Annotated in this window: 13 protein-coding genes; 8 read left to right on the forward strand and 5 right to left on the reverse strand. The window is 58.8% G+C overall.

Going from position 1 to position 15,807, the window contains the following annotated elements:
- Positions 1–1,187 precede the first annotated feature (1,187 nt).
- From ACFWHB_RS15010 to hsdR, 4 genes are all read left to right on the forward strand, one after another.
- Complete coding sequence (locus ACFWHB_RS15010; RefSeq protein ID WP_395948770.1) at positions 1,188–2,642, forward strand: type I restriction-modification system subunit M; 1,455 nt, start codon at positions 1,188–1,190, stop codon at positions 2,640–2,642.
- On the forward strand, positions 2,639–3,808 hold the full coding sequence (locus tag ACFWHB_RS15015; RefSeq protein ID WP_395948771.1) for a restriction endonuclease subunit S: 1,170 nt from the start codon (positions 2,639–2,641) through the stop codon (positions 3,806–3,808). Before ACFWHB_RS15010 ends, ACFWHB_RS15015 begins: the two co-directional genes overlap by 4 nt.
- Positions 3,805–5,259, forward strand: a complete 1,455-nt coding sequence (locus ACFWHB_RS15020; RefSeq protein WP_005325831.1) for an ATP-binding protein — start codon at positions 3,805–3,807, stop codon at positions 5,257–5,259. Before ACFWHB_RS15015 ends, ACFWHB_RS15020 begins: the two co-directional genes overlap by 4 nt.
- Positions 5,260–5,496: 237 nt before the next feature.
- Positions 5,497–7,911, forward strand: a complete 2,415-nt coding sequence (gene hsdR, locus ACFWHB_RS15025) for an EcoAI/FtnUII family type I restriction enzme subunit R (protein WP_041206176.1) — start codon at positions 5,497–5,499, stop codon at positions 7,909–7,911.
- A 376-nt stretch (positions 7,912–8,287) separates the two neighbouring features.
- On the opposite strand, the gene ACFWHB_RS15030 is transcribed toward hsdR, so the two are convergent.
- A complete protein-coding gene (locus tag ACFWHB_RS15030) occupies positions 8,288–8,719 on the reverse strand; it encodes a GNAT family N-acetyltransferase (protein WP_106887446.1) in 432 nt (143 codons plus the stop codon).
- A 182-nt stretch (positions 8,720–8,901) separates the two neighbouring features.
- On the opposite strand from ACFWHB_RS15030, the gene ACFWHB_RS15035 reads away from it, so the two are divergent.
- On the forward strand, positions 8,902–9,402 hold the full coding sequence (locus tag ACFWHB_RS15035) for an SRPBCC family protein (protein WP_106887447.1): 501 nt from the start codon (positions 8,902–8,904) through the stop codon (positions 9,400–9,402).
- Between the two features lie 60 nt (positions 9,403–9,462).
- On the opposite strand, the gene ACFWHB_RS15040 is transcribed toward ACFWHB_RS15035, so the two are convergent.
- The gene (locus ACFWHB_RS15040; protein WP_234569933.1) at positions 9,463–9,969 is read right to left on the reverse strand and encodes a GNAT family N-acetyltransferase; all 507 of its coding nucleotides are present in this window, start codon (positions 9,967–9,969) and stop codon (positions 9,463–9,465) included.
- A 161-nt stretch (positions 9,970–10,130) separates the two neighbouring features.
- Positions 10,131–11,342: a GNAT family N-acetyltransferase gene (locus ACFWHB_RS15045; protein ID WP_395948772.1), complete on the reverse strand. Its 1,212-nt coding sequence runs from the start codon at positions 11,340–11,342 to the stop codon at positions 10,131–10,133.
- A 219-nt stretch (positions 11,343–11,561) separates the two neighbouring features.
- Between ACFWHB_RS15045 and ACFWHB_RS15050 the strand changes: the two genes are divergently transcribed.
- Genes ACFWHB_RS15050 through ACFWHB_RS15060 form a run of 3 tightly spaced genes read left to right on the forward strand, consistent with a single transcriptional unit; the run spans position 11,562 to position 14,007 of the window.
- The gene (locus ACFWHB_RS15050; protein ID WP_106887450.1) at positions 11,562–12,380 is read left to right on the forward strand and encodes a DUF3100 domain-containing protein; all 819 of its coding nucleotides are present in this window, start codon (positions 11,562–11,564) and stop codon (positions 12,378–12,380) included.
- Positions 12,377–12,826 (forward strand): hypothetical protein, encoded by a 450-nt coding sequence (locus tag ACFWHB_RS15055; RefSeq protein WP_005325846.1) that lies wholly within the window; start codon positions 12,377–12,379, stop codon positions 12,824–12,826. The genes ACFWHB_RS15050 and ACFWHB_RS15055 overlap by 4 nt, the downstream gene beginning before the upstream one ends.
- Positions 12,826–14,007, forward strand: coding sequence for a M20 metallopeptidase family protein (locus tag ACFWHB_RS15060; RefSeq protein WP_395948773.1), 1,182 nt, complete (start codon positions 12,826–12,828; stop codon positions 14,005–14,007). The genes ACFWHB_RS15055 and ACFWHB_RS15060 overlap by 1 nt, the downstream gene beginning before the upstream one ends.
- Before the next feature lie 125 nt (positions 14,008–14,132).
- Here the strand turns inward: ACFWHB_RS15060 and ACFWHB_RS15065 are convergent, their stop codons facing one another.
- On the reverse strand, positions 14,133–15,092 hold the full coding sequence (locus ACFWHB_RS15065) for a LysR substrate-binding domain-containing protein (RefSeq protein ID WP_395948775.1): 960 nt from the start codon (positions 15,090–15,092) through the stop codon (positions 14,133–14,135).
- The gene (pdxH, locus tag ACFWHB_RS15070) at positions 15,092–15,730 is read right to left on the reverse strand and encodes a pyridoxamine 5'-phosphate oxidase (RefSeq protein ID WP_139744881.1); all 639 of its coding nucleotides are present in this window, start codon (positions 15,728–15,730) and stop codon (positions 15,092–15,094) included. The genes ACFWHB_RS15065 and pdxH overlap by 1 nt, the downstream gene beginning before the upstream one ends.
- Between the last annotated feature and the right edge of the window lie 77 nt (positions 15,731–15,807).

Below are 15,807 nucleotides of genomic sequence, written 5' to 3' on the forward strand. Positions count from 1 at the left end.
AGGGCAGGCTGTAGTTTTCGAGCCTCTCAGCCTATAGGGCAAGGTACATCTGTTCAACGCCATGTGCGAGAACCAGATCAGCAACACCGAACTGGGTCGTCACACGGCATGAAGCCCCAGAACGTCCAGCGCTTGACCGACCTGCACCACGGCACCAAGATCGACCAGTTGGCCGACTCTATGGCGGCGCTCGGCCATCGCCTGGGGCCAGTTATCCGCTAAGGGATGCCCCTCCCTTGGTGGGGAATGGAGAAGCTGATCATCTGATCACATCGAGGGGAAATGACCACATGATCACATCGGACCATGTGATCGCCGGTGGTGTGAATGATCATTACGGCAAACTTCCTGGAAAGGAGCTAAACCCAGGCACGGCAAGGGGTTCCAGGCAGAAGAGTAACAGATCAGGCTGCGCCAGAGGGGGCAGACGAGAGCGCCCCCTCCCCCTTAACGCCGCACCGGTATTTTTCCAGGTTCAAAATGTTGCTAGCTGATCAGATAGTTGCCCCAGCGCCGACGCGCCAAAAAAATGTGCTCAATGGCATGCGTTACAACCGCCTTGCATCATTGCCTGCGGCGGCGGACATGAATACTATATGAATGGGTAATCCATCCAACTACACAAGCTGTAGGCTGGAGCGGGGAAGGAGAAACGGGCACTTTGGTGCCCGTTTTTTTGCCTCATCCAGGCCACTAGCTCCCCCCTCTACCCCATTGCACGGCAATGGCCTGAAGTTGGTTTATCAAAGCGGTTGAGCCGCTATATGTCTACGGTTACTATCAAGCCACCAGGGGCAATGCTTGTATCTGGGGTATCGGTGGCGGGTCGGCCGGTACGGAGAGCCAGTGGTCCTGTCCTGCCTGCGCCCTCGACCCGATCACTTCTCCTTTAGACCTATCAATACGGCTCGCCAGTAGACCTATCAATACGGCTCGCCAGCAGATAACCCCTTCGAGATAATGCTCTCCCTACTTGTTGATCGATGAGCTCCCCTCTTCTGATAAGCCAACGGGATCATCGCCGCCCTCCTTATGCAGCCAGAAGGCCAAAAAATCATCGTTCCAAAAGCATCCATAACGGTTTATGGCATCCGAGCAAGACGGTAGAATGGCCGCCAACTCAATCCATTAGCAACAAGCGCACCTGTTACCAGCGCTTATGCCCATGCTTTACCCGGATGCCTTTCATGTTTGATCAAGCCTTCAAGAATATCGACGATGCCCTGCACAAAGAGTCGGGCTGCAGTTCTGAACTGGATTACACCGAGCAGACCTCCTGGCTGTTGTTCCTCAAGTACCTCGATGCGTTGGAGCAAGACAAAGAGAGCGAAGCGCTGCTAGAAGGCAGGCCCTATACCCCGATCCTGCTGCCGCGCTATCGCTGGTCGAGCTGGGCCGCCCCCAAAGATGCCGATGGCAAGATTGACCACAACGTGGCCATGACCGGTGACGATCTGGTGGAATTTGTCGATAAAGAACTGTTCGCCTATCTGGAAGGGTTCAAGCAACGGGCGAGCGGGCCGGATACCATCGAGTACAAGATTGGCGAAATCTTCGGCGAGATTAAAAACAAGATCCGCAGTGGCTACACCCTGCGCGATATCATTGACACCATCGACGAGCTGCGTTTTCGCTCCCAGGTGGAGAAACACGAGCTGTCGGCCCTCTATGAAGAAAAGATCAAGCGGATGGGCAACGCCGGGCGCAATGGCGGCGAATACTACACTCCTCGCCCACTGATCCGGGCCATGATTGCGGTGACCAAGCCGCGCATTGGCGAGCGCATCTATGACGGCGCCTGTGGCTCGGCAGGCTTCTTGTGTGAAGCCCACGACTACCTGAGCGCCACACCGGGTCTGACTACCGACGATCTGGCCACCCTGCAGACCCGCACCTTCTACGGCAAGGAGAAGAAGAGCCTCGCCTACGTCATCGCCATCATGAACCTGATACTGCATGGCATCGAAGCGCCCAATATCCAGCACACCAACACCCTGGCCGAAAACTTGAGCGATATTCAGGACAAAGACCGGATGGAGGTGATCCTCGCCAACCCGCCGTTTGGTGGCAAGGAGCGCAAAGAGGTGCAACAGAACTTTCCGATCCGTACTGGCGAGACGGCGTTTCTGTTTATGCAGCACTTTATCAAAATGCTGAAAGTGGGCGGCCGCGCCGCCATCGTTATCAAAAACACCTTCCTTTCCAACAGCGATAACGCCTCGGTGGCGCTGCGTAAATTGCTGCTGGAGAGCTGCAACCTGCACACGGTGCTGGATTGCCCGGGCGGTACCTTCCAGGGTGCTGGCGTCAAAACCGTGGTGCTGTTCTTTACCAAGGGTGAACCGACCCGCAAGGTATGGTTCTATCAGCTCGATCCGGGCCGCAATATGGGCAAGACCAACCCGCTCAATGACGACGATCTGAAGGAGTTTGTCGAGTTGCAAGCCAGCTTTGCTGACTCGGCCAACAGCTGGAGCCTGGACGTAGCGAACATCGATACCGCCAGCTATGACTTGTCGGTCAAGAATCCTAACGGCGGTGAAGAAATAGTACATCGCAGCCCTAGCGACATTATGGACGAGATTGCCGCACTGGATGCCGAAAGCGCCGAGCTGCTGGCCACTATTCGGGGGCTGGTATGAAGATGGGATGGACAAAAATGACGCTAGATGAGGCTTGTCATTTTTCCAATGGCCTCTGGAAGGGTAACAAAGCGCCCTTCTTAAACGTCGGTGTGATTCGCAATACTAATTTTCGGAAAGACGGCTCACTAGATGACTCAGACATCGCCTATCTTGATGTCGAAGCTAAAAAGTTCGAGAAACGCCGCTTGCAATATGGTGACATCATACTTGAGAAATCTGGGGGCGGACCTAAGCAACCCGTTGGACGGGTAGCTCTTTTCGATAAACAAGAGGGACTGTTTTCATTCAGCAATTTCACATCAGCCATGCGGGTAAAAGACCCACAGATATTGAACTTTCGTTTTTTGCATAAGTTCCTCTACTGGACTTATTTGTCGGGTGTTACAGAGGGAATGCAAAGTCATTCGACTGGTATCCGTAATTTAGATGGAAATGCTTATAAATCGATTGAAATAGCGTTCCCATCTCTCCACGAACAACAACGCATCGTGACCATCCTCGACGAGGCCTTTGAGGCGATCGCGGCAGCCCGCGCCAATGCCGAGCAGAATCGTCAGAATGCCTGCGCCCTGTTTGAAAGTGTGCTCAACTCTGTCGAGGGAAAACCTGCCGCACTTGGTGATTACGTCACGATAAAAACTGGCAAGCTGGATGCCAATGCTGCAGTGGAGGGAGGTGAATACCCATTTTTTACCTGTTCGAAGGAAATCTACGCAATCGACAAGTTTGCATTCGACGGTGAGGCGATCTTGTTGGCCGGAAACAACGCTGTTGGCGACTTTAACGTTAAGCATTACAGGGGGAAATTTAACGCCTACCAGCGCACCTACGTTATTACAGTTAACAACGAAGACCTATTGCTCTATAGGTTTCTATATTTCCAGATGCTCAAAAGCTTGAAGCGTTTCAAGGAGCAATCAGTGGGGGCTGGAACGAAGTTTCTAAAACTTGGCATGATCAAGGACTTGAAGATTTCCCTACCTTCGCCACAAGAGCAAATCCGACTCGTATCGTTATTAGATTCTGTACTCGAAGAAACTCAGCGCCTAGAATCCCTCTACCAACGCAAAATTGCGGCACTGGACGAACTAAAACAGTCCCTACTGCAGCAAGCATTTAGCGGCCAATTGGATACCACACGAGTTGAGGTATTAACGCCATGACCCAACCCCGTGATGTGGCGCTGGTGGATGAACTGCGCAGCCAGAGCGATGAGACACCCTGGCTGGAGTTTAAGCACAACAACACTGACCACGAGATGATCGGCAAGCGTTGCTCTGCCCTGGCCAATTCAGCCCGCATTGAAGGGCGAGATTGCGGCTATATGCTGTGGGGGATTGAGGATGCCAGCCACAAGGTCGTTGGCACCGATTTTCGGCCCGATAGCGTCAAGGTCGGTGGGCAGGTGATGCAACTTTGGCTGGCCAACAAGTTGCAACCCAGCATTGCCTTTAGCTTCCGGGTGGTGGAACACCCAGAGGGGCGAGTGGTTTTGTTGGAGATCCCGGCTGCAACCGGTACGCCGGTCAGCTTCCATGGCACCCCTTATATTCGCATTGGCAGCGCAACCCCCAAGCTCACCGATTATCCCGAGCGCTATCAGCAACTCATTGAACGCATGCAACCCTATCGCTGGGAACAGGGGATTGCTCGCCAATATGCGTCGGGTGATGAGGTGCTAGAGCTACTCGATTACAGCCACTATTTTCGCCTGACCAAACAACCATTGCCGGATAACCGCAGCGGGATTTTTGACAAGCTGGAAGCCGATCGACTGATTGTGCGTGACGTGGGGGAACGTTGGAATATCACACACCTTGGCGCAATCCTGTTTGCTCACCGACTCAGTGATTTTGATGCCAGCTTGGCCCGGAAAGCAGTACGGTTTGTTGCTTATGACGGCAAGAATCGGGCGGCCACTGTCACCCACCGCCACGATGGTCAAAAAGGCTATGCGGTGGGGTTTGAAGGGCTGGTGGGTTACCTCAACGACCTGTTACCAAAAAATGAGCATATCGGTTCGGCATTGCGCGAAGCTCACCCTCTTTTTCCTGAACTGGCGATCCGTGAGCTGGTGGCGAATGCCCTCATCCACCAGGATATGACCGTGACCGGTAGCGGCCCACAAATCGAGCTATTCAGTGACCGAATCGAGATCAGTAACCCCGGTGCTCCGTTGGTCAAACCGGAACGGATGATTGACCTCCCTCCCCGCTCACGCAATGAGGCTCTGGCCTCCTTGATGCGGCGGATGGGGATGTGCGAAGAGCAAGGTAGCGGGCTGGATAAAGTCATCGCCCAAGTGGAGATGTTCCAACTGCCGCCCCCCTTGTTCCGGGCAGAGAGTAATTCGACCCAGGCCATTCTTTATAGCCCACGAACCTTTGCAGAAATGACTCCCGAAGAGCGTGTGCGCGCTTGCTATTTCCATGCGGTGCTCAAGTTTCTCAGCGGGGACAAGATGAAAAATGCCAGCTTATGTACTCGGCTCGGCATCGCATCCAAGAATGCCGCTCAAGCAACCGCAGTTATCAATAAAACGCTGGATGCAGGACTTATTCGGGTGGCAGACCCCGATCATCCTCGGGCGGGATATGTTCCTCATTGGGCGTAAATTGTCAGATCGTCCCATGGTGCTTAGGAGTCAATCCAAAGTTTCTTGATTGGGTTTTGATTCTGGCTCTGTCAATCATGCAGCGATTATTTAAAAACACTAATAAATCATGCAATTAGAAACACTTTGGCAGCCTAATTTTTCTTGATTGGGTTTTGATTGGCCAGCTTGGCGGGATGACTGCGCAGCAAACAGCGAGGATAGCTCGGCTGTTGGCCACAAAGACAGGGAGAGAACGTGAAGAACGAAGCAGAAACCCGCAGCGACCATATCGACCCCATGCTGGTGGCCGCTGGCTGGGGCATTACCCCAGGCAGCCGCATTCGTCGCGAGTACCCGATCACCCTGGGGCGGCTGGAGGGTAATGGCAAGCGGGGCAAGGCGCTCTCTGCCGACTATGTGTTGGAGTATCGCAATACCAAGCTAGCAGTGGTCGAGGCCAAAGCCTGGGACAAGCCACTCACCGCTGGTGTGGGTCAGGCCAAGGATTACGCCAGTAAGCTCTCGATCCGCTTTACCTATTCGAGCAATGGCCAAGGTATCTACGCCATCGACATGGAGACCGGCAAGGAGGGGGAAACCCTGACCTTCCCAAGCCCGGATGAGCTGTGGAATGCCACCTTTGCGTTGCAAAATCGCTGGTGGGATCGCTTCACCGCCGTGCCCTTTGAAGACAAGGGCGGCTACTGGCAGGGGCGTTACTATCAGGATATCGCTATCGAGCGGGTATTAAAGGCCATCAGCAAAGGGGATGACCGCATTCTGCTGACCCTGGCAACCGGCACCGGCAAAACCTTTATCGCCTTCCAGTTGGCCTGGAAGCTGTTCCATAGTCGCTGGAACCTCAATGACTGGAAGAACGAAGGTGAACCGGCCCGACGCCCACGCATTCTGTTTCTGGCCGACCGCAATATCTTGGCCAATCAGGCATTCAACAGTTTCTCTGCCTTCCCAGAAGATGCCCTGGTGCGGATCTCCCCCGATGAGATCAGAAAGAAAGGCCGTGCCCCCAAGAATGGCAATATCTTCTTCACCATCTTCCAGACCTTTATGACCGGCAGCGATGCAGAGGGCAAGCCGGCCCCGGTATTTGGTGACTACCCGGCTGATTTCTTCGACCTCATCATCATTGATGAGTGCCACCGGGGTGGTGCCAACGATGAGGGGAACTGGCGGGATATCCTCAACTACTTCAAACCTGCCGTGCAACTGGGGCTGACTGCTACACCCAAGCGCAAGGATAACGTTGATACCTACGCCTATTTTGGCGAGCCGGTTTACACCTATTCCCTGAAAGAGGGGATCAACGATGGTTACCTGACTCCGTTTCGGGTGCGCCAACACGCCACCACGCTGGATGAATATATCTACACCTCAGATGATCAGGTGGTAGAGGGTGAGGTTGAGCGGGGACGGGTTTACACCGAGCAGGAATTTAACCGCATCATCGAGATCAGCGCCCGCGAGAAAAAGCGGGTCGAGATCTTTATGAATGAGATCGACCAGCGCCAGAAAGCCATCGTGTTCTGTGCTACCCAAGATCATGCGCTGGCGGTGCGGGATCTCATCAATCAGATGAAAAAGAGCAAGCACCCCGACTATTGCCACCGAGTCACTGCCGACGACGGGGCGCTGGGCGAACAGTGGTTACGCGATTTTCAGGATAACGAGAAATCGATCCCGACTATCCTGACGACCTCCCAGAAGCTCTCAACCGGGGTGGATGCCCGCAATGTGCGCAATATCGTGCTGATGCGCCCGGTTAACTCGATGATCGAATTTAAACAGATCATCGGCCGGGGCACCCGACTGTGTGATGGCAAGGATTACTTCACCCTGCATGACTTTGTGAAGGCCCATCACCACTTTAGCGACCCCGAGTGGGATGGTGAACCGCTGCCACCCGAGGTGTGTGAACGCTGCGGCACCTCCCCCTGTTCCTGCGAGAAAGTGCCGCCCAAGCCATGCCCGGTCTGTGATCAGCGCCCTTGTGTCTGCCTGAAAGAGCCGGAGGCCGAGTATCAGTGCGAGGTGTGCGGCAACAAGCCCTGTACCTGCCAGAAGAAGGACAAGATCAAGATTGCCCTAGCTGACGGCAAGACCCGCAAGATCCAGCACATGAGCGCAACCAGCTTTTGGCACCCTGACGGCTCCCCCATGTCTGCAGCCGAGTTTATGGAAGACTTGTTTGGCAAGTTGCCCGAGTTTTTCAAGGATGAAGACGAGCTACGCACGATCTGGAGTGAGCCGGGCACCCGCAAGAAGCTGCTCGATGGTCTGGCAGAGAAAGGATTTGGCATTGACCAACTGACCGAGATGCAAAAGGTGATCGAAGCCGAGCAGAGCGATCTGTTTGATGTGTTGGCTTTCGTGGCCTATGCCGATGACCCAATGACCCGGCAAGAGCGAGCAACACAAGCCAAAGCCATGCTTGATCAGGAGTTTGACAGCAAGCAGCAAGCCTTCTTGAGCTTCGTGCTGGGTCACTACGTTAAAGAGGGGGTTGCCGAGCTCGATGACACCAAGCTGGGGCCACTGCTCAAGCTCAAATACAACAACGCGCTGGCGGATGCTTTTGCCGAGTTGGGACCGGCTGAGGGGGTTCGCCGCGCCTTTGTCGGCTTCCAGAAGTATCTCTATCAGGGGCAGTGAGGGGGTGGGATTATCGGTGTTGGTGCATAAATGACCGCGAGCAGCCGAGGGATTTGAACCCGCCCCCCAAAACGTGGTCGCCCTCCCCCTTAACCGGCCAGATGGGGGGGTACTTTTGAAATTAGTAACACCACTGGTAACAATAACGCGAACAACTAAGCATGAAAGCCATTTTATTTCAATATGTTACACATCCAATTCAGCCTCCCCCAGCCACCAAACGTTTGGAAAAGGCCACTTCGCAGGAAGTGGCCTTTTTTTGTGGGTTGCGTTCATGCCTGAGCTGGCTCTGGTGGTCTGTCCGGGGCGCTGTAGCGGGCGAGATGGCCCTGATGCCGCCCTCTGCCGGGGCAGAGGGCGCGCCTCGCGAGGGAGACTAGTCGCCGGAGGTCAGGACCAGCCGGCGCCAGGGGCCCGTTATCTCGCAGTGGCCGGTTTCGTCCGTGTTTTGCCAGCCCAGGCGGTGATAAAACGCCAGCGCCGTGGTGTTGCGGGTGGCCACCTTGAGGGATGCCGGGGGCTTGTGTCCGGCCAGCCCGGCGGCCAGCAAGGCCCGCCCCATTCCCTGCCCATGCCAGTCGGCCACCACATAGAGGTGATGCACGAAACTGTCTTGACCCCAGATGGAGACGAATCCGCAGGGGGTACCGCCCTTCTCCGCCACCCAGATCTGCTCCCCCCGGGTCTGCTCGGCAAAATCCTCCAGCCTAAACAGGGAGGGCTCTACCCAATGGAAGGCCTGCCGCCTTCCCTTGAGGAACAGCTGCGCCAGCATGGGTTCATCTGCATCTTGCATCTTTCTGATCATGAAGACATCCTTGATTTGCCTGCTCACTGCCTCCCACTCTCGATGGATACCGCCGCCGTGTCAAATCGGCAAGCTGGACCCTCTTGAATACGTGATGCTGTGACGCAGGGCTGCCTATTTTATCGCCTTAGGGGCTATACTGCCTGGGTCCCGTCCATGACTGGTTTGAGGTTCACTGATTTATGGATAACAAGCAAATAGAAGGCAGCATTCTGGTACCCGCCCACATCGACGATGTCTGGCGGGCCTGGACCACGGAGAGCGGTCTGCGCAGCTTCCTGGCGCCGGAATGTCTGATGGTGCCGGAACCCAACGGTCCTTTCGAAATCTATTTCAGGCCAGAAGCCCCGCTGGGGGAGCGCGGCAGTGAAGGGTGCCGGGTGATGGCGGTCATGCCCCATGACTTGCTCAGCTTCAGCTGGAATTTCCCGCCCCAGTTTCCCCATATCCGCCAGCAGAAGACCCAGGTCAGCCTGCGCTTCGTGCCCGAAGGTCAGGGCACCCGGCTCCATTTCCTGCAAACCGGCTGGGCCAATGACCCGGATTGGGACCAGGGCTATGCCTACTTCAGGGAGGAGTGGCTGGAGCTCTGCCTGCCAAGGTTGCAGTATCGCTTCACCCACGGTCCCATCGACTGGAACAACCCGCCGGGCAGGCAGCAGTTGAAATCCCTGGCCCAGTGAGGGAGCGATTGAAATAAAGAAGGACCCTTAGTGGGTCCTTCTTTTATGGTGTTCAGGCGGTTATTCCACCGGCTCTTCATCGAACAGGGGGTGGTAGAGCACCTCGCCCTGCAGGCCGGCCAGCCCCCCGGGCTGCAGCTCCATCGCCATGAAGCAGTCGGCGGGTACCTCGTAGATGCAGTGCAGGCCGAAGTCGCTGGCGGGCCTGAAGCCGAAGCGGCCATAGTAAGCCGGATCGCCGAGCACCACCACTGCCTTCCAGTCCATCTCGAGGGCCGTGTCCAGCCCTTCCCGCACCAGATCCGAGCCTATGCCCTGCCCCTGCCAGTCCGGATGGACGGCCACCGGCGCCAGCCCAAGCCAGGGACCTTCCTGGCCCTCAATGGTGATCGGGCTCAGCATCAGGTGCCCCATGAACTCGTACTCTTCCTCCTCGACCATGGTGACCACGGCGGCCCCACACTCGCGCAGGCGATTGACCAGTTCGGCCTCGTCGGGACGACCAAAGGCGGCGCTCACCAGCTCAAAGACTGGCAGCATGTCGCCGGGACGCTCGGTTCTCAACATACAGCGTTACTCCTTGTACAGCAGGGCGGCCATTATTTCACAGAAGTGGCCCCTGACTTGAGCGCCTTTATCCGAAAATGGGAGGGCTGACTCAGGAAAACGAATGGCAATCCGTGCACAAAGCGTCGCAATACCCCCTCTTCCCGCCGACGTTGCCAGCATCAAGCACCAGGCTCCAGCAATCGCAGCAGGTACCCGAGGCCAAGCTCGCCCCTGTCCTTGAGCAGGACACCGCCACCATGGGCCTGCACCCCGGGGGCCCCAGGCGCCAGCCAGGCGAGCGGATGGCACCTGACCGTCAGCCCTGCGGGGAGGCGCCGCTCACCGCCCGCCCCGGCCCCTTCCATGAAGAGCGCCACCTCCTGCCCCCCGACTTCGTCCTCATGAAGGATGGCCACCGCCACCCGCTCGTCCTCGAGCCAGGGGGCCAGCGCCTCCTTGAGGTCGTCCGGCAGGCACGGCGGGCGATCCAGCCGCCAATGATCCAGTTCAGCGGGTTGGCGCGCCGACCCGGGCCGCCGCCCGCAATGGTGCATGCCGAGCTTGGCCATCACCCGGCCTGAGGCCAGGTTGCCCGGCATGTGGCGAGCGGTCAGGGCGGGCAGGCGCAGTTGCTCGAAGGCAAAAGCCCTGACCAGCCGCGCCGCCCGGGTGGCCAGCCCGCGGTTTTGCCAAGGGACCCCCACCCACCAGGCCAGCTCGCCGTGCCAGTGCAGGGAGATGACCCCGAGCAGGGGAGCCGACTCATCACCCATGGGCAATGTCAGGGCCCAGGTCCGCCCCAGCCCGAGGGCGGCCTTGCGCCCGCTCATGGCGAGCCAGTCGCGGGCACTCTCTGGCGGATAGGGGTGGGGGATGTTGAGGGTGTAGCGGGCGAGCGCCTCATCTGAGCAATAGCGCAGGACGGCCGGCTCGTCGGCGGCTTGCAGCAGCCGCAGCACCAGGGCCGGGGAGGCGGTGCCCCCGGGTTCACGCAGCAGGGGCGTGGTCAGGCGCCGGGCCAGCAGGCGTTGCAGCACGGCTGCCAGATCCCCATCGGCGCCGAGGAGCATATCCGCCCCATTGGGCCCCAGGGTGAGCAGGCCGCTCTCCTTGGCCAAGGTCAGGAGGACGCCGGAGGCAGAGATCAGGATCTGGCGACTCAGGTCCGCCGTCATGAGGGGTGACTCACCCTCCCCCAGCCAGGCGGCGAGCAAGCCGCTGGCCGAGAGGATGCCATCGGGCGGGCAGCCGGCCCAGGGCACAGGGGCCACGGCCCCTTGCTCGCAGCGCCTGCCGTGCAGCAACTGCCAACGGTTGCCCTGCCCCTGCCACCTCTGCAGCACCTCCTGCCAGCGAGGCTGCCAGAGCGCCTCTTCTATCAACAGTTCCATCCTTCCCCCTGCGACCGCCGAACGGCGCAGCATAACCGGCTGCTAATGGTTTGTTAACCCATATCTTTAGCATGGTTAAACGGCATACCCCATGAAAAAATGCCATATGGCCAGCTTGATGGCGGTCACATTAATGCCCCCCTGCCCTTCCTATCATGCCCCCATCTCGCAGCGGCCAGCGCCGCTCGTGAATGACAACGCATAACAAGAGAACACACTATGCAGCAAACCACTCCCCTCAAAACGGTGTTAGTCAGTACCCTGGCGACCGCCCTGCTGATCTTCGTGGCCCAGTACCTCATCGGGAAACAGGAGATCAGGATCGGCATCGCCATCATCCCCATACTGCCCATGCTCTTTGCCGTCATCATCGGCATGATAGTCTCCGCCAAGCCGGTCAAGGATCGCATCCCGGGCTGGAAGCGCCTCTTCAGCGAAAAGGAAGAGGGCTTCTGCGGCAAGATGGTGGGCTTCAGCCTGCTGATCCTGGGTACCCAGTACGCGGGCATGATCATCCCCAACCTCAAGATGATCCTCAGCGTCGGCGTGCCGCTCTTCCTGCAGGAGATAGGCAACCTGCTGCCCATCCTCATCGCCATTCCGCTGGCGGTGAAATTCGGCTTCGGCCGTCGCGCCATCGGGGCCTGCTCCTCCATCAGCCGTGAGCCCTCGGTCGCGGTGATCCAGGGCAAGTTCGGTACCGGCTCCCAGGAGTACATAGGCGTGCTCGCCATCTACCTGTGCGGCTCCGTCATCGGCACCCTCTGGTTCAGCGTACTCGGCAGCATAGCGCCCCTCACAGGTCTGCACCCGCTGGCCCTGGCCGCCGGCTCCGGCGTGGGCTCAGGCTCCATGCTGAGTGCAGCCTCCGGCGCGCTGATCAACGGCCTCGACGAGGCGCTGGCCCAGCAGGTGCTGAGCATAGCCGCCGCCTCGAACCTGCTCTCGTCGGCCCTGGGGGCCCTCTCCCTCACCTACCTGGGGCTGCCCCTCGCCGAAAAGATCTATGCCCTGACTGACAAAGGAGCGAAAGCATGAAAAGCATCGTGATGGATATGCGGTTCGTCTTTCTGGCGATCCTGCTGGCCATGTTTACCCAGACCCTGACCACGGGCACCCCGCTCTGGCTGATGGGTGACAGCTTCATCGCCATGTCCCTGGTGGTGTTCGCCTCCCTGGTGGCCAAGCGCTATCTGCCCTCTTCGCTGCCGGCCTTTGCCTATGCCACCATCATCGGCATCCTCATCTGCCTGCCCGAAACCCCGGTGCGCGGCCTCTTCATCGACGCCGTGGCGAAGATCTCCTTCCTCTCCTGCTGCGTGCCGCTGCTGGCCTTCGCCGGCCTCTCCGTCGGCGGTCAGCTCGAGGAGCTCAAGAAGATGTCCTGGAAGGTGATCCTCATCTTCATGATCGTCTCCACCTGCTGCTTCTTCGGCGCCTCCCTGGTTGCCCAACTCGGCTTCTCCATTCAAGGGATCATCTGATGAACCACTACCATATCGAACCTGACCTCCTTGCCCTGCGCGACTTCAGCCACGAGGTGCGCCACCACCTGCACCGCATCCCGGAATACTCCGGGGCCGAGTTCAAGACCTCAGCCTACTGCCGGGGCTTGATGGAGGAGTTTGGATACCAGATCACCGAGTATCCGGGCTTTACCGGTTTTCACGGGGATCTGGTCGTTGATCCCACCCTGCCCACCATCGCCTTCCGTGCCGACATGGATGGTCTGGAGATGCACGACATGAGCGAGGTGGCGTTCAAATCCACCCATGAGGGTATGGCCCACAACTGCGGCCACGACTCCCACATGGCGATCGCCCTGACCACCGCCAAATTCCTGGCAGGGCACAGGGAGCGGCTGCGCTACAACGTTCGCGTCATCTTCCAGATGGCGGAGGAGGACATGCGGGTGCCGGGGGCCGAGAAGATGGTGGAGCTCGGCTGCATGAAGGGGGTGGACGAGATCTATGCCCTGCACAACGACGGCGCCATGGAGACCGGCACCATCAAGTTCAATCAGGGGGTCATGTCCTCCTGGGGCTCGGCCTGGACCCTGGATGTGCACGGCATCTCCGCCCACGGCTCCACCCCCCACAAGGGGCTGGATGCCATCCGCGAAGCGGTGCGCATCATAGAGGACATGGACTACATAGTCGCCAAGCGCACCAGTCCGTTCAGCCCCGCGGTGTTTGGCTGCGGCATGATCAACGGCGGCACCATCCCCAACGCCGTCGCCGATCACGTGCAGGCCCGCGGCACCATACGTGCCATGGACGCCGAGACCGACCAGATCCTGAAAAACAGCTTCAGGGACATGGTCGCCCAGAGCGAGCTGCGCGGCTTCAAGACCACCATGGTCCATGCCGGCTACCCGGCGGTGGAGAACCATGGTGAAGCCTGCGAGCGCCTGCTGCAAGCCGCCGCCGGCGTGCTGCCCGCCGAGGGCATCAATGCCCGGGGCCAGCCCATGACAGGCAGCGAGGACTTCAGCTACATGATCAACGCCACCCCGGGTCGCAAGGGGGCCATGTTCTTCCTCGGCAGCGGCTGCCAGGCCAAGGGGATCTGCAACTACCTGCACGCCAATCCCTACTACCTGGACGATGACTGCCTGCTGATCGGTGCCCAGATCTTTGTCAATCTGGCGACCAGGGCAGCCTAGTCACCCGACGAAAATGAAAAAAGAGAGGCCAATGGCCTCTCTTTTTTTTGCCTCTGCCATTTCGCGCTGCATCGCAGCCCCGGCTATTTGCCTCTGCCATTCAGGGCCGCAGCACAGATCCGGCGCTACAACCAGGGCAGGGTCGCCGCACTGGCGGGGCTCGACTGGTTGAGCAGCGCCAACTGCACCGTCTCCCGACTCACGTGGGGGGCATAGAGGTGGATGAAGTCATACATGTAATCCCGCAGGTGAGCGTGCCTGCGCAGGCAGACATGGGCCACGCTTGAGGCGATCAGATGATCTATGTTGAGGCAGACCAGGCTCTCCCTGTCCCCCTCGTCGAACGCCGAGGTGGCGATCACCCCCACCCCCATGCCGAGGCGCACATAGTGCTTGATGATGTCGCTGTCGGTGGCGGTCAGCACTATGCGGGGGCTGAGGCCATGACGACCAAACGCCTTGTCCATCTTGGAGCGACCGGTGAAGCCGAACACATAGGTGATGAGGGGATAACGGGCCAGATCCGCCATGGAGAGCGGCTGGCAGTCGAGCAGCGGATGGCCGTGGGGCACCACAACACCGCGCCCCCAGCGGTAGCAGGGAATGGTCGCCAGCTCGTCGAACAGGTGCATGGACTCGGTGGCGATGGCCATCTCCACATCCCCGTTTTGCACCATCTGCGCCAGCTGGGCCGGCGCCCCCTGATGCAGCTGGATGCTGACCTCGGGGTAGCGGCGGGAGAAGGCGGTGATCACCGAGGGCAGCTTGTAGCGAGCCATGGTGTGGGTGGTGGCGATGCGCAGCACCCCGCTGGTGGCCAGCTGATCCCCAAGGGAAAGTTGACCAATCTGTTCGACCTGGGCCACCACCCCCTTGGCCAGCTCCATCACCTGCTCCCCCATGGGGGTCAGGCCCACTAGGTTCTTGCCCTTGCGGGTGAACAGCGCCAGCCCCAGCTCGTCTTCCAGCATCTTCATCTGCTTGCTGAGGGTCGGCTGGGAGGTGTAGAGCTTCTCCGCCGTCGCCGAGATGTTGAAGTTGTTCTTCACTATCTCAGTGAAGTTCTTGAGCCTGGCTATGTTCATCAGGGCGCCAGCCGCTCTATATGCCAGCCATCCCCCTCGCGGCTGTAGTAGAAGCGATCGTGCAGGCGATGCTCGCCCCCCTGCCAGAACTCCACCGTCTCGATGACCACCCGGAAACCGCCCCAGAAGCTCGGCAGCGGCACCTCGCCATTGGCAAACTTCTGCTTGAGCTCGAGGAACTTGGCCTCCAGTACGCCGCGGGCCGAGATGCGGGTCGACTGCTTGGAGACCCAGGCGGCTATCTGACTATCCTTGGGGCGGCTGTGGAAGTACTTCATCACCTCGAAGGTGCTCATCTTCTCCACCCGGCCTGTCACGTGCACCTGGCGGTCCAGGGTGTGCCAGGGGAAGAGCAGGCTGATGCGGGGATTGCCTTCCAGCTGATGTGCCTTGCGGCTGCCCATGTTGGTGTAGAACACCATGCCCAGGGCGTCGTAGTGCTTGAGCAGCACTGTGCGCTGCCAGGGCTGGCCGTCGGCATCCACTGTGCCCACCACCATGGCGGTGGGGTCGGTCAGCTTGGCCTCGCACGCCTGGGCCAGCCACTTCTCGAACAGGGCGAGAGGCTCGGCCGGCAGATCGGCCCGGTGCAGTCCGCCCCTGGTGTATTCACGACGCAGATCAGCCACATCCATCATCTTGATTTTCCTTCTCTCTTTCTTTGCCGCCCGTGCGGCTGTGGATGGGGGCATTGTGCGACGAGCACGTCATGGGT

Origin of the sequence: Aeromonas mytilicola subsp. aquatica (genome assembly GCF_044336385.1) — a bacterium.
In the GTDB taxonomy this organism is placed as follows: Bacteria; Pseudomonadota; Gammaproteobacteria; order Enterobacterales; family Aeromonadaceae; genus Aeromonas; species Aeromonas rivipollensis.

Excerpts from the sequence above, each read along its gene's own strand:
- ACFWHB_RS15010 (WP_395948770.1), top strand. The coding sequence starts at position 1,188 with ATGTTTGATCAAGCCTTCAAGAATATCGACGATGCCCTGCACAAAGAG.
- ACFWHB_RS15015 (WP_395948771.1), top strand. The coding sequence starts at position 2,639 with ATGAAGATGGGATGGACAAAAATGACGCTAGATGAGGCTTGTCATTTT.
- ACFWHB_RS15020 (WP_005325831.1), top strand. The coding sequence starts at position 3,805 with ATGACCCAACCCCGTGATGTGGCGCTGGTGGATGAACTGCGCAGCCAG.
- ACFWHB_RS15030 (WP_106887446.1), bottom strand. The coding sequence starts at position 8,719 with ATGATCAGAAAGATGCAAGATGCAGATGAACCCATGCTGGCGCAGCTG.
- ACFWHB_RS15035 (WP_106887447.1), top strand. The coding sequence starts at position 8,902 with ATGGATAACAAGCAAATAGAAGGCAGCATTCTGGTACCCGCCCACATC.
- ACFWHB_RS15040 (WP_234569933.1), bottom strand. The coding sequence starts at position 9,969 with ATGTTGAGAACCGAGCGTCCCGGCGACATGCTGCCAGTCTTTGAGCTG.
- ACFWHB_RS15045 (WP_395948772.1), bottom strand. The coding sequence starts at position 11,342 with ATGGAACTGTTGATAGAAGAGGCGCTCTGGCAGCCTCGCTGGCAGGAG.
- ACFWHB_RS15050 (WP_106887450.1), top strand. The coding sequence starts at position 11,562 with ATGCAGCAAACCACTCCCCTCAAAACGGTGTTAGTCAGTACCCTGGCG.
- ACFWHB_RS15055 (WP_005325846.1), top strand. The coding sequence starts at position 12,377 with ATGAAAAGCATCGTGATGGATATGCGGTTCGTCTTTCTGGCGATCCTG.
- ACFWHB_RS15060 (WP_395948773.1), top strand. The coding sequence starts at position 12,826 with ATGAACCACTACCATATCGAACCTGACCTCCTTGCCCTGCGCGACTTC.
- ACFWHB_RS15065 (WP_395948775.1), bottom strand. The coding sequence starts at position 15,092 with ATGAACATAGCCAGGCTCAAGAACTTCACTGAGATAGTGAAGAACAAC.
- pdxH (WP_139744881.1), bottom strand. The coding sequence starts at position 15,730 with ATGATGGATGTGGCTGATCTGCGTCGTGAATACACCAGGGGCGGACTG.